Raw genomic sequence first — 13,621 nt, 5'->3', positions numbered from 1 at the left:
CGACCTGCTGCCGATAATAATTTGTAACTGAAGGATTAAAAGGAACTTCCATGTCCAGCTTGATTAATAACGCCATGAGCGGGCTGAGCGCGGCTCAGGCGGCGCTGAATACTGCCAGTAACAACATCTCCAGCTATAACGTTGCGGGTTATACCCGTCAGACGACCATTATGGCGCAAGCCAATAGCACGCTGGGTGCCGGTGGTTGGGTGGGCAATGGTGTCTATGTTTCGGGTGTACAGCGCGAATACGATTCGTTCATTACCAATCAGCTGCGTGCGGCGCAGAATCAGAGCAGCGGTCTGACGACCCGTTATGAGCAGATGTCCAAAGTCGATAATCTGCTGGCCAGCAAAACCAGTTCTGTCTCCGTGTCAATGCAGGATTTTTTCACCAGCCTGCAAACGCTGGTGAGTAACGCCGAAGATCCGGCGGCGCGTCAGACGCTGATTGGTAAAGCCAACGGGCTGGTTAACCAGTTTAAAACGACCGACCAGTATCTGCGCGATCAGGACAAACAGGTCAATATCGCGATCGGTTCCAGCGTCGATCAGATCAACAACTACAGTAAGCAGATTGCCAGCCTGAACGACCAGATCTCGCGTCTGACCGGCGTGGGGGCAGGGGCGTCGCCGAATGACCTGCTTGATCAGCGCGACCAGTTGGTCAGCGAGCTGAACAAAATCGTCGGTGTCGAGGTGAGCGTGCAGGATGGCGGCACCTATAACATCACCATGGCGAACGGTTACTCACTGGTACAGGGCAGCAATGCGCGCCAGTTAGCGGCAGTTCAGTCGCAGGCTGATCCTTCGCGTACCACCGTTGCCTATGTGGATTCCATCGCGGGCAATATCGAAATTCCGGAAAAATTGATGACGACCGGTTCGCTCGGCGGATTGCTGACCTTCCGTTCTCAGGATCTGGACCAGACGCGCAATACGCTGGGGCAACTGGCGCTGGCGTTCGCTGACGCATTTAACCAGCAGCACCGGGAGGGTTACGATGCGAACGGCAATACCGATGTCGATTTCTTCAGTATCGGCGACCCGGCAGTGTATGGAAATAAAAAGAATACGGGCAGCATCTCCGCGACAGTGAAGACTGCTTCAGAAGTCCAGGCGACCGATTATAAGATGGTCTACGACGGGGCCAAATGGCAGGTCACACGTCTTGCTGATGGCACCAGTTTTGAAGCCACCGATGACGCGGGCAAACTGACCTTTGATGGTCTGGAGATCACTGTTGATGCTACGGCCGCTGAAAATGACAGCTTCATCGTCAAGCCGGTCAGCGACGCCATCATCAACATGGGTGTTAAGGTGACCAACGAGTCGCAAATTGCGATGGCTCAGAACGCAACGGCAGGCGAGAGCGACAACCGCAACGGCCAGGCGCTGCTGGATCTGCAAAAGAACGACACCACCGTGGGCGGCTCAAAATCGTTTAACGACGCCTATGCCACGCTGGTAAGTAATGTGGGTAGCAAAACCGCGACGCTGAAAACCAGCAGCACCACTCAGAACAACGTGGTGACGCAGTTGAGCAATCAGCAACAGTCTATTTCCGGCGTCAACCTTGACGAAGAGTACGGCAACCTGCAACGTTTCCAACAGTATTACCTGGCCAACGCTCAGGTGTTGCAAACCGCTAACTCTCTGTTTGATGCACTGCTGAATATTCGCTAAGGGAGCAGGAAACGATGCGTATCAGTACCCAAATGATGTATCAGCAGAACATGCGCGGTATTACCAATTCCCAGGCAGAATGGATGAAGTACGGTGAGCAGATGTCGACGGGGAAGCGGGTGATCAATCCGTCTGACGATCCTATCGCCGCCTCGCAGGCCGTGGTGCTGTCACAGGCGCAGGCGGAGAACAGCCAGTTCGCCCTGGCGCGAACCTTCGCCACGCAGAAGGTTTCGCTGGAAGAGAACGTACTGAGCCAGGTGACGACGGCGATACAGAGCGCGCAGGAAAAAATCGTCAGTGCCGGTAACGGGACGTTAAGCGACGATGACCGCGCCTCGCTGGCAACTGACTTGCAGGGGATCCGCGATCAGTTGATGAACCTGGCAAACAGCACCGACGGTAACGGGCGCTATATTTTTGCCGGTTATAAAACGGAAACGGCGCCGTTTGCTCAGGCTGACGGCACCTACAGCGGCGGTACAGATAGCATCACTCAACAGGTCGATGCTTCCCGCACGATGATCATCGGCCACACCGGCAATAAAATTTTCGACACCATCACCAGTAATGCGGTTCCGGAACCCAACAACGGGACGTCCGAAACTAGCCTGTTTAAAATGCTGGATTCGGCGATTGAGTCACTGAAATCGCCGGTGGGTGATGATGCAACGCTGAAAGAGCAGGCGAAAGCGGTGATTGATAAAACCAACCGTGGCCTGAAGAACTCACTCAACAACGTACTGAGCGTGCGTGCGGAACTGGGTACCCAACTGAGTGAGTTGAGTTCACTGGACTCGCTGGGTACCGATCGCGCATTAGGGCAAACGCAGCAGATGAGTAATCTGGTGGATGTGGACTGGAACGCGGCGATTTCGTCGTATGTCATGCAGCAGGCGGCGCTTCAGGCATCTTATAAAGCCTTTACCGATATGCAGGGGATGTCGCTGTTCCAGCTCAACCGTTAATACCGATTTGAAACATATCATGAAACTGGGTATGTTTTGTCTGCCCGCTCCAACTCACCCCGGAGCGGGCATTTTTTTGCCGGTTATACGCTAACGCGCAGATGGGCAGATGACCGCTTCCCCGCCAGTCTGATGACCAGCGCAATGGCGCCACTGAGCGTGGCCAGGGTGACGACACCTTGCCAGTTCGCCAGCGCATACACCTGACTGCCGAGCACGGAACCTAACGCCATACCGATAAACACAATGCTGAACAGCAACGCGTTCAGGCGGCCCCGGGCCTGTGGCTCCAGGCTATACACCAGGTTCTGGTGTGCCACTAGGCTCGATTGCAGTCCCAGGTCAAACCCGACGGCGGAGAGCGCAATGAGCAACCACTGACCGTGCACGGGTAAAGTGGGTAGCAGGAACATCAGCGCAAAAGAGACGGTCACTAGTAATGCTCCCAGTTGTGTTACTTTTTCTGCCCCGACGTTATCCGCCAGATGGCCTGCCAGCGGTGCAGCCAGCGCCCCGGTGGCCCCGGCGATACCAAATGCGCCTGCGGCGGCGCTGCCCATCCGATAATGTTCGGCGAGCATTACGGCCAACGTTGACCAGAACGCGCTGAACGCAACGGACAGAAAACCCTGAGCCAGGGCGGCACGACGCAGTGCCGGATAGCGACGCCATAGTTGCGCCAGGCTCACCATCAGCGCGGGGTAGCGCAGCGTGGAGTGGGCGGCGAACGGGGGCAGGACTTTCCATAGCAGCACGCCCACCAGCGCAATACTCAGCGCCGCGAGTTGATACATTTCTCGCCAGCCAAAGGCTTCCCCGACCAGACCGCTCACGGTACGTGACAACAAAATACCCAGCAGCAGGCCGGTCATCACCGTTCCTACCGTTTTTCCCTGCTTACCTTCGGGGGCCAGAATGGCCGCTGCCGGGACGATATCCTGCGCCATCGTGGCGGCCATCCCCAGCAAAAGGCTTACCGTCAGCAGGGAATGCAACTGCCCGGTGACGCTACAGGCCAGCAAGAGCAGGGCGAGTGCCGCACTTTTCGCCAGGATAAGCGTCCGTCGATCGTAGCGGTCGCCAAGCGGCAACAAAAACAGGATCCCCAACGCATAGCCAGCCTGCGTTAACGTGGGTACCAGACCCATACCGGTGATGCTGAGTGCCAAATCGGCCCCCATTAACGGCAATAACGGTTGCGCATAGTAGATGGCGGCAACGCTAAAACCCGCGCCCAGCGCCAGAACAAAGATGAGCCAACGAGACGGTGTGTTCATTTCAAAATCCTCAATCACAGGTGTGGGGCTATTTTTCTCTGAACAGCGGTGGCCTGGTAGCCAGCGAAGTGGTAAAACCGTTATACGTAAAGTGTATGAGCATTCAGATAATGATAAAGAATGAACGTATAGACAGGGTGGAACTGATGCGGACGTTTGTGCGCATTGTGGAGGCCGGTTCGCTGTCAGCGGCTGCCCGACAGCTAAACACCACCCAGGCGACGATCAGCCGACGGTTACAGTCGCTGGAGGCGATGCTGGGGGTAAAGCTGGTATTACGCACTACACACGCCATGAAACTGACTGACGACGGTGAGCGCGGGTATCAGCATGCCAAACATATTATTGATGCCTGGCTGGCGCTGGAAGACGGTCTCAACGTGACGGAAGACGAACCCGTCGGGATGCTGCGGGTACGGGCACCGCATGCCTTTGGTCAGCAACAGCTCCTCACGCCGTTACTGCGTTTTTTAGCGCGCTATCCCAATCTGTCGGTGGAGTGGATGCTCAATGACAAGACGGTCGATTTTCTCAGTGACAATATCGACTGTGCGGTCCGCGTCGGTGCGGAGGTCGATCCGGCGACCGTTTCTGTGCTGTTAGCGGAAGTACCGCGTAGCGTGGTCGCAGCACCTGCGCTGCTGGCGCAGTTTGATACCATTGCTGTGCCGGAACAGCTATCGTCACTGCCCTGGATTGCCGTCAATACGTTCTACCAGCACAATGTTTCGCTCACCCATCAATACCGCCGGGAACCGGTGACCTTTCCGATTACGCCGCGACTGAGTACCGACAGTATCTACGTAGCGCGCAATGCCGCGCTGGCGGGGTTAGGCGTGGTAGTGGTGTCAAGCTGGACGGTGACAGAAGATATCGCGCAAGGGCGACTCGTCGAATTAGTGCCTGACTGGCAGGCCGCACCTTTGCCGGTGCATCTGGTCTATCCGTGGGCGCGTTATTATCCCACTCGTCTGCGTAAGTTTCTGGAATTGATGAAAAAGGTGATGCCGGAACTGGCAGGAATGCGGCGACCGGAAGTGGAATAAAAAAGCCGACCCGGAGGTCGGCTTTTTACGCTATCGATTTTACTCGACAGGTTGAGGACGGGTCGGTCCGGCGGACGCATGATGCGTTGCGCTGTGACCGCCTGCGGCACCTTTGCCATCAAAGGCGAAAGCAGGGCGCTGCCAGTCACTGTGGCGCGACGCTTCCGGCACGTATTCCGGCGCAGGTGCGCGGGTCATCGGTGCGGTTGCATGGCTATGTTCAGCAACAGTTTCTGCTGCTATTGGTGTCGCGATTTCAGTGACCGGTGTAACGTCAACGGTTTCGGCGACCGGTGCAGGCATTGTTGGCGCTTCAACGACCACAGGTGCTTCAATCGGTTCGGCGACCACTTCAGGCTCTGTAACTACTTCAGGTTCAACGGCAACAGGTTCAACGGCGACAGGTTCAACCGCCACAACGTCAGTTTCTTCCACCACCGTTTCGGGTTCTACCGCGACGATTTCAGACGTCTCTTCAACCTCCGAAGCGGTCTCCTGAGCTTCAGCGACCGGTTCTGCCTGAGCGGCAACCTCTTCGGCGACCGGGACATCGGCGTCGGTAATCACCTGCGGTTGCTCAACAACCGGGGCGGCAATCACTTCCGGATGCGAGGTCTCAACCACCGCTTCAGCCTGAACCGGTGCTTCTGTTGCTATCGTTTCAACCACCGTTTCAACAGTCGGTTCGACCGCGGCAACGGTTTCAACGACAGCAGCTACCGCTTGCGGTTCGGACACAACGGGTTGTGCCTGCACCTGTTCGATTTCCTGTGCTTCTGGCTGCGCGTCCTGAGGACGTGCTACCGGATAGCGGATCCACACTTTGCCGGACGCCATTTCCGGAGAAGCGCAAGCAACCGTCAACGGCATCGGTGACTGCAGCGGGTAACGCTCATCACGGTAACGACGACGACGCTGACCGCTCACGCGCAGATGGCGTGGGGAACGACGGGAACGACGCGGCATACCGGCGTTATCACGTGCTTCACCGTTGTCATCCTGCTCAGAGGCAACTTCTGTCACAACAGGCAATGGTACTTTCACCAGTTCAGTGCTTTGCGTCGGCGCAGTTTGTTCTACGACCGGTGCGGTAACGTTCTCTTCTGCGGCGGTTTCCACCACTTCAGCTTCAGATGCATTGCTGGTGTAACGCACTTTCTGGCTCAGTTGACGCTGTTTACGGCGCGTCTGAGGCTGACGAACGCGCTCTTCCTGTTCTGTCTCCGGGGTCTGCTGTTCGTCAAGATTCAGCGCTTTCACTTCTTGCTGAGCCTGACGTTTGTCTTCGCTGCGACGGCGGTTGCGTTCGCGACGCGGTTGCTGCTGCTCATCACCGGACTTCACTTTATCCGCGGCGTCGGTAGACGGCTGACGGTTATCGCGGGTCTCGGTATTCTGCTGCGCGTTGCGGCGATTGCGGCGGTTTTCGTCGCGGTTTTCACCGCTCTCTGAACGTTCGCCACGATTATCGCGGTTATCACGGCTGTCACGACGTTCACTGCGATCGTTGCGGTCGCGGCGGTTGTTCTGACGCTTACGGCGATCCTGCTGACGTTCCGGCTTCTCTGCGACGGTCGGTGCAGGCTGCTCGGCGGGTTTCGCTTCTTCGCTACCGCTGAACAGCGATTTCAGCGCACCAAAGAAACGGCTCAACAGTCCCGGTTCAGCAGGCGCTGCTGGCGCAACGACGGCCTTCGGCGCAGCGGCTTTCACTACCGGTTCGGCAGGCGTTGGTTCAGGCGGAACTTCCGGCATCGCAAAAGTGGCGAGGGCGGGTTGTTCCGGACGTTTACGTTCAGCGAACTCTTCTTCAGACGGTAACGCCATCGCTTCTTCATGCAGCTTCGGCAGCATGTAGCTCAGGGTCGGCGTCTCTTCGCCTTTACGCACGCGCAGCACGGAGTAATGTGGCGTTTCCATCTGATCGTTTGGCACGATCACACAGCGCACGCCATCCTGACGGGTTTCAATCGCATTAACGGCTGTACGCTTTTCATTGAGCAGATAAGAGGCAATCGGTACAGGCACAATCGCGTGGACTTCCTGGGTATTCTCTTTCAGCGCTTCTTCTTCAATCAGACGCAGAATAGACAGGGACAGCGACTCGTTATCACGCACGGTGCCGGTGCCGCTACAGCGCGGGCAAACGTGATGGCTGGACTCGCCCAGCGACGGGCTCAGGCGCTGACGGGACATCTCCAGCAGGCCGAAGCGAGAAATATGGCTTATCTGAATACGTGCACGATCCTGACGAACGGCTTCACGCAGACGATTTTCCACCGCACGCTGATGGCGTACCGGGGTCATGTCGATGAAGTCGATAACAATCAGACCGCCGAGGTCGCGCAGACGCAACTGACGAGCGATCTCATCGGCTGCTTCCAGGTTAGTGTTAAACGCGGTTTCTTCGATATCGCCGCCGCGGGTTGCGCGAGCGGAGTTGATGTCGATGGCGGTTAACGCTTCAGTGCTGTCGATAACAATGGAGCCGCCGGAAGGCAGGCGCACTTCACGCTGGAAGGCGGACTCAATCTGCGACTCAATCTGATAGTGGCTGAACAGCGGGATTTCACCGGTGTAGAGCTTAATTTTGCTGCTGAAATCGGGACGACCCAACGCCGCAATATGCTGGCGCGCCAGTTCGAGCACTTTCGGGTTATCGATGAGGATTTCACCGATATCCTGACGCAGATAGTCGCGGAAGGCGCGAACAATCACGTTGCTCTCCTGGTGGATCAGGAACGGAGCAGGGCGGCTTTCAGCCGCTTTCTGAATGGCTTCCCAGTGTTTCAGACGGAAGCTTAAGTCCCACTGCAGCGCGTCGGCAGATTTGCCGACGCCCGCGGTGCGCACGATAAGACCCATGCCATCAGGCAGTTCAAGGCTTGCCAGCGCTTCTTTCAGTTCCGTACGGTCGTCGCCTTCGATGCGGCGAGAGATGCCACCCGCGCGCGGGTTGTTTGGCATCAGAACCAGATAGCTGCCCGCCAGGCTGATAAAGGTGGTCAGCGCAGCGCCTTTATTGCCGCGTTCTTCTTTATCAATCTGAACGATAACTTCCTGGCCTTCGCGCAGCACATCTTTGATGTTTGGACGACCATGAGCGTTGTAATTGGCGGGGAAATATTCGCGGGCAATTTCTTTTAACGGGAGGAAACCGTGACGTTCAGCGCCGTAATCAACAAAAGCTGCTTCCAGACTCGGTTCGATACGGGTGATTTTGCCTTTATAGATGTTCGCTTTTTTCTGTTCATGTCCAGGACTTTCAATATCCAGGTCGTACAGACGCTGCCCATCTACAAGGGCAACACGCAACTCTTCCTGCTGAGTTGCGTTGATTAACATTCTTTTCATCGTAACTTACTCATTATTCTTACATTGACGACTAAGCTGCGGGCAGAGTATTGCCTTTCCGGGTGTGAACCGATGGCCTCGTGTCTATTCGCGTCGCCAACCTCACGGTTATCGTCAGCTCAAAGAGGCGCAGAGTGTCGGTTGCCTGCGTTTCATACGGAAACGCAGCGCAATTATCAGGGGAACCGCCTGGGTATTACTCTCCAGAGAAGATCCGATCTACCGGTAAGGACTGCAACCCGCAGCCCGCTAACTGTCTGAAAGATCAATACGTCTTACGCCATTGCTGCGTGGATGATCGTTCGGACAAAATGGGTCTTTCCGTAAAATTCCTTGTTTTAACAAGATTCAGCACGGAAGCGGTGACATTATTCCACTGCTAACCTTGTTATAGCAAGATGACTTTTACCATTTATCACCCGCTTACTCACAGTTTTTTCACTTCTGCGCGGTGATTGGTTTAATAACCACCAAATCAGTCATGAAGCACGTGAGTGACGAAGGATAAAGATAAATATAAGCATAGAAAAATGAGTGGCGCTAATCCTTATGGCTATTTAGAATCGGCCCCCATGAAAACAGAGACTCCATCCGTAAGAATTGTTGCTATTACTGCTGACGAAGCGGGGCAACGCATTGATAACTTTTTGCGCACGCAGCTCAAAGGCGTACCGAAAAGTATGATTTATCGCATTTTGCGTAAAGGCGAAGTGCGGGTGAATAAAAAACGCATCAAACCCGAATATAAACTGGAAGCGGGCGATGAAGTGCGTATTCCGCCAGTGCGCGTGGCTGAGCGTGAAGACGAGGCCGTTTCACCGCATCTGCAAAAAGTGGCGGCGCTGGCTGACGTCATCCTTTATGAAGACGACCATATACTGGTGCTGAATAAACCGTCGGGAACCGCTGTGCATGGAGGGAGCGGGTTAAGCTTTGGCGTGATTGAAGGGTTACGTGCCCTGCGTCCGGAAGCCCGTTTCCTCGAACTGGTACACCGCCTTGACCGCGATACGTCCGGTGTGCTGTTGGTGGCGAAAAAACGATCGGCACTGCGTTCGCTGCATGAGCAACTGCGTGAAAAGGGGATGCAGAAAGATTATCTCGCTCTGGTACGCGGGCAGTGGCAGTCGCATGTCAAAACGGTTCAGGCACCTTTATTGAAAAACATTCTGCAAAGCGGCGAACGCATTGTGCGGGTGAATCAGGAAGGCAAACCGTCGGAAACGCGCTTTAAAGTAGAAGAGCGCTACGCCTTTGCTACGCTTGTTCGCTGTAGCCCGGTGACCGGCCGTACGCACCAGATCCGAGTTCACACCCAGTATGCGGGGCATCCAATTGCTTTTGACGACCGCTACGGTGACCGCGAGTTCGATAAACAACTGGCGGGAACCGGCTTATCACGTCTGTTCCTGCATGCGGCAGCGCTGAAGTTCACCCATCCAGGTACCGGTGAGGTATTGCGCATCGAAGCGCCGATGGACGATCGGTTGAAGCATTGCTTGCAGGCGTTACGTAAACCCGCCTGATTGCCGCGAACGCAACTTATCAGGCCTACAAATCATGCGTAGGCCTGATAAGCGTAGCGCCATCAGGCAAGACACGGTTATGCTTTGAGCGGGTTCATCTCTTCCCGACGTAACATCTGACACAGCGCGATCAGCGGCAAACCAATCAGCGTGTTGGGGTCGCGACCTTCTAATCGTTCAAAGAGCGCAATCCCCAGACCTTCGCTTTTAAAACTCCCTGCGCAGTGTAGCGGGCGCTCTTTGCGCACGTAGTCTTCAATTTCCGTCTCGCTGAGATGGCGGAAATGAACGTCAAACGGCTCCACTTCTGTCTGTAAATGTCCCGTCGCAGAGTTATACAGCGCCAGACCAGTATAGAACGTAATGATATTGCCGCTGGCTTTGGCTAGCTGCTGGCAGGCTTTCTCTTCCGTTAAGGGTTTACCGGTGATCTCGCCGTCCAGCACGCACACCTGATCGGAACCAATAATAAGATGTGCAGGGAAACGGTGAGCCAGTGACTGCGCTTTCTCCTGCGCAAGGCGAGTGACTAAGTGGTGAGGACTCTCCGCGGGCATTGGCGTTTCGTCTACCTCAGGGGCCGCGCATTCAAAGGGCATCGCCAGTTTTTCCAGCAGGGCGCGGCGCCAGGGAGATGTGGAGGCAAGAATGAGATTAGGCATATTTTTTCCACCAGATATAGCGTATTGATGAGAGCCATTTTAAACTATGCTCTTCGTCCTTCAGGTATGCCACTTTGGCGTCACCTGAGCGAAAATAAGTCTGTAAACCGCAATGTGTGCGAATTATTGGCAAAAGGCAACCGCAGGCTGCCTTTTTCTTTGACTATATGACGTTACAAAGTTAATATGCGCGCCCTATGCAAAAGGTAAAATTACCCCTGACTCTTGATCCGGTTCGTACGGCTCAAAAACGCCTCGATTATGAAGGTATCTATACTTCTGATCTGGTAGAGCGCGTCGCCGATTCTGTAGTCAGTGTGGACAGTGATGTGGAATGCTCCATGTCGTTCGCTATCGATAACCAACGTCTTGCCGTTATTACCGGTGATGCAAAGGTTTCGGTAACGCTCGAATGTCAGCGTTGCGGGAAGCCGTTTCCTTATCATGTTCACACAACGTATTGTTTCAGTCCGGTTCGTTCTGACGAACAGGCTGAAGCACTCCCGGAAGCGTATGAGCCGATTGAGGTTAACGAATTCGGTGAAATCGATCTGCTTGCAATGGTGGAAGATGAAATTATCCTCTCCTTGCCGGTAGTTCCGGTGCATGATTCTGAACACTGTGAAGTGTCCGAGGCGGACATGGTCTTTGGTGAACTGCCTGATGAAGCGCAAAAACCAAACCCATTTGCCGTATTAGCCAGCTTAAAGCGTAAGTAATTGAGGAGTAAGGTCCATGGCCGTACAACAGAATAAACCAACCCGTTCCAAACGTGGCATGCGTCGTTCTCATGACGCTCTGACCGCAGTCACCAGCCTGTCTGTAGACAAAACTTCTGGTGAAAAACACCTGCGTCACCACATCACTGCCGACGGTTACTACCGTGGCCGCAAGGTAATCGCTAAGTAATCACGCATCCGCGTGATGAAGCTTAGTGAGGAACTTCCCCGTTGCTACGGGGACGTTCCAAACCAGGCGGCGAAACGACTTTGACACGTCTAACCCTGGCGTTAGATGTCATGGGGGGCGATTTTGGCCCTTCCGTGACAGTGCCTGCAGCATTGCAGGCACTGAATTCTAATTCACAACTCACACTTCTTTTAGTCGGGGATCCCGATACAATCACGCCATTACTCGCTAAAGCTGACTTTGAACAACGTTCGCGTCTGCAGATTATCCCTGCACAGTCAGTTATCGCCAGTGATGCCCGGCCTTCGCAGGCAATCCGCGCCAGTCGCGGTAGTTCGATGCGTGTGGCGCTGGAACTCGTGAAAGAAGGGCGAGCACAAGCCTGTGTCAGCGCCGGGAATACCGGGGCGCTCATGGGACTTGCAAAATTATTGCTCAAACCACTGGACGGTATTGAGCGTCCTGCGTTGGTGACGGTTTTACCTCACCAGCAGAAAGGAAAGACGGTGGTCCTCGATTTGGGGGCAAATGTCGATTGCGACAGCAACATGCTGGTGCAATTTGCCATTATGGGCTCGGTGCTTGCGGAAGAAGTGGTCGGTATCAACAACCCTCGCGTGGCCCTGCTCAACATCGGTGAAGAAGAAACCAAGGGTCTCGACAGTATTCGGGATGCTTCTGTGGTGCTAAAAACAATCCCTTCCATCAATTACATCGGCTATCTTGAAGCCAATGAGTTATTGACGGGGAAAACGGATGTTCTGGTATGTGATGGTTTTACAGGCAATGTCACATTAAAGACGATGGAAGGTGTTGTCAGAATGTTCCTTTCACTGCTGAAATCTCAGGGTGAGGGTAAAAAACGGTCGTGGTGGCTGCTGATATTAAAACGTTGGTTACAAAAAAGCCTGGCGAGGCGATTCAGTCACCTCAACCCCGACCAGTATAATGGCGCCTGTCTGTTAGGATTGCGCGGCACGGTGATAAAAAGTCATGGTGCAGCCAATCAGCGAGCGTTTACCGTCGCGATTGAACAGGCAGTGCAGGCGGTGCAGCGACAAGTTCCTCAGCGAATTGCCGCTCGCCTGGAATCTGTATACCCAGCTGGATTTACAATGCTGGACGCTGGCAATGGCGACACATCACAGCCACACTGATTACGGTGTGGCGTGAGAGCCCCAGCCTCTTAGCCGTTGTGATGCGCGGTATATAACCAAAAAGTGACTGAGCGTACATGTATACAAAGATTATTGGTACTGGCAGCTATCTGCCTGAACAGGTGCGGACTAACGCCGATCTGGAAAAAATGGTCGATACGTCTGACGAGTGGATTGTCACCCGTACAGGTATCCGTGAACGCCATATTGCTGCGCCGAATGAAACCGTCTCAACGATGGGGTTTGAGGCGGCTCAACGTGCGCTGGAAATGGCGGGCATTGATAAAGAACAGATTGGCTTGATTGTGGTGGCGACCACCTCAGCGACACATGCTTTCCCCAGCGCGGCATGCCAGATTCAGAACATGCTGGGCATCAAAGGCTGTCCGGCGTTTGACGTCGCCGCAGCATGTGCCGGTTTTACTTACGCGTTGAGCGTCGCCGATATGTACGTTAAATCCGGCGCGGTTAAACACGCGCTGGTGATCGGTTCCGATGTTCTGGCGCGCACCTGCGATCCGACCGATCGTGGAACCATCATTATTTTTGGCGATGGTGCGGGTGCCGTGGTGCTGAGCACTTCCGACAAGCCGGGCATCATCTCTACCCACCTGCATGCTGACGGTCGCTATGGCGAACTGCTGACGCTGCCGAATGCCGATCGTGTGAATCCGGAAAATTCGATTCATCTGACGATGGCGGGTAATGAAGTGTTCAAAGTGGCGGTTACTGAACTGGCACACATCGTCGACGAGACGCTGGAGGCCAATAACCTTGACCGCTCCGAACTCGACTGGCTGGTTCCGCACCAGGCTAACCTGCGTATCATCAGCGCGACGGCCAAAAAGCTGGGCATGTCAATGGACAATGTGGTGGTGACACTGGACAGGCACGGCAACACGTCTGCGGCCTCCGTCCCTTGCGCGTTGGATGAAGCTGTGCGTGACGGCCGTATCAAAGAAGGTCAGCTTGTGTTGCTTGAAGCCTTTGGCGGTGGATTCACCTGGGGCTCCGCGCTGGTTCGTTTCTAGTATAAG

At 54.8% G+C, this 13,621-nt stretch carries 11 protein-coding genes; 8 read left to right on the top strand and 3 right to left on the bottom strand.

From position 1 onward, the window contains the following. Positions 1 to 50: 50 nt before the first annotated feature. Both flgK and flgL read left to right on the top strand, forming a co-directional pair. Positions 51 to 1,685: a flagellar hook-associated protein FlgK gene (flgK, locus tag GBC03_19805; protein QFS72286.1), complete on the top strand. Its 1,635-nt coding sequence runs from the start codon at positions 51 to 53 to the stop codon at positions 1,683 to 1,685. A 14-nt stretch (positions 1,686 to 1,699) separates the two neighbouring features. Further along, positions 1,700 to 2,653: a flagellar hook-filament junction protein FlgL gene (gene flgL, locus GBC03_19800; GenBank protein ID QFS72285.1), complete on the top strand. Its 954-nt coding sequence runs from the start codon at positions 1,700 to 1,702 to the stop codon at positions 2,651 to 2,653. Between the two features lie 83 nt (positions 2,654 to 2,736). Here flgL and GBC03_19795 read toward each other — a convergent pair whose 3' ends face one another. Beyond that, positions 2,737 to 3,930 carry an MFS transporter gene (locus GBC03_19795; protein ID QFS72284.1) on the bottom strand — a complete coding sequence of 398 codons (1,194 nt, stop codon included), beginning with the start codon at positions 3,928 to 3,930 and terminating at the stop codon, positions 2,737 to 2,739. Between the two features lie 20 nt (positions 3,931 to 3,950). Between GBC03_19795 and GBC03_19790 the strand changes: the two genes are divergently transcribed. Next, positions 3,951 to 4,976, top strand: coding sequence for a LysR family transcriptional regulator (locus GBC03_19790; GenBank protein ID QFS74077.1), 1,026 nt, complete (start codon positions 3,951 to 3,953; stop codon positions 4,974 to 4,976). A 39-nt stretch (positions 4,977 to 5,015) separates the two neighbouring features. On the opposite strand, the gene GBC03_19785 is transcribed toward GBC03_19790, so the two are convergent. Continuing rightward, a complete protein-coding gene (locus tag GBC03_19785; protein QFS72283.1) occupies positions 5,016 to 8,330 on the bottom strand; it encodes a ribonuclease E in 3,315 nt (1,104 codons plus the stop codon). Positions 8,331 to 8,902: 572 nt separating this feature from the next. Between GBC03_19785 and rluC the strand changes: the two genes are divergently transcribed. Next, the gene (gene rluC, locus GBC03_19780) at positions 8,903 to 9,856 is read left to right on the top strand and encodes a 23S rRNA pseudouridine(955/2504/2580) synthase RluC (protein ID QFS72282.1); all 954 of its coding nucleotides are present in this window, start codon (positions 8,903 to 8,905) and stop codon (positions 9,854 to 9,856) included. A gap of 77 nt (positions 9,857 to 9,933) precedes the next feature. Here the strand turns inward: rluC and GBC03_19775 are convergent, their stop codons facing one another. After that, on the bottom strand, positions 9,934 to 10,518 hold the full coding sequence (locus GBC03_19775) for a septum formation inhibitor Maf (protein QFS72281.1): 585 nt from the start codon (positions 10,516 to 10,518) through the stop codon (positions 9,934 to 9,936). A gap of 197 nt (positions 10,519 to 10,715) precedes the next feature. On the opposite strand from GBC03_19775, the gene yceD reads away from it, so the two are divergent. The 4 genes from yceD (at position 10,716) to fabH (ending at position 13,615) form a co-directional block, all read left to right on the top strand. Next, positions 10,716 to 11,237 carry a 23S rRNA accumulation protein YceD gene (gene yceD / locus GBC03_19770; protein QFS72280.1) on the top strand — a complete coding sequence of 174 codons (522 nt, stop codon included), beginning with the start codon at positions 10,716 to 10,718 and terminating at the stop codon, positions 11,235 to 11,237. Positions 11,238 to 11,253: 16 nt separating this feature from the next. Next, on the top strand, positions 11,254 to 11,427 hold the full coding sequence (rpmF, locus tag GBC03_19765) for a 50S ribosomal protein L32 (GenBank protein ID QFS72279.1): 174 nt from the start codon (positions 11,254 to 11,256) through the stop codon (positions 11,425 to 11,427). An 80-nt stretch (positions 11,428 to 11,507) separates the two neighbouring features. Beyond that, positions 11,508 to 12,584: a phosphate acyltransferase PlsX gene (gene plsX / locus GBC03_19760; protein QFS74076.1), complete on the top strand. Its 1,077-nt coding sequence runs from the start codon at positions 11,508 to 11,510 to the stop codon at positions 12,582 to 12,584. A 77-nt stretch (positions 12,585 to 12,661) separates the two neighbouring features. After that, on the top strand, positions 12,662 to 13,615 hold the full coding sequence (fabH, locus tag GBC03_19755; protein ID QFS72278.1) for a beta-ketoacyl-ACP synthase III: 954 nt from the start codon (positions 12,662 to 12,664) through the stop codon (positions 13,613 to 13,615). Positions 13,616 to 13,621: the final 6 nt, after the last annotated feature.

This window comes from Citrobacter telavivensis (assembly GCA_009363175.1).
Taxonomy (GTDB): Bacteria; Pseudomonadota; Gammaproteobacteria; order Enterobacterales; family Enterobacteriaceae; genus Citrobacter_A; species Citrobacter_A telavivensis.
Note: the sequence above shows the minus strand (reverse complement) of the source record. Positions and strands in the feature narration are given on the sequence as shown.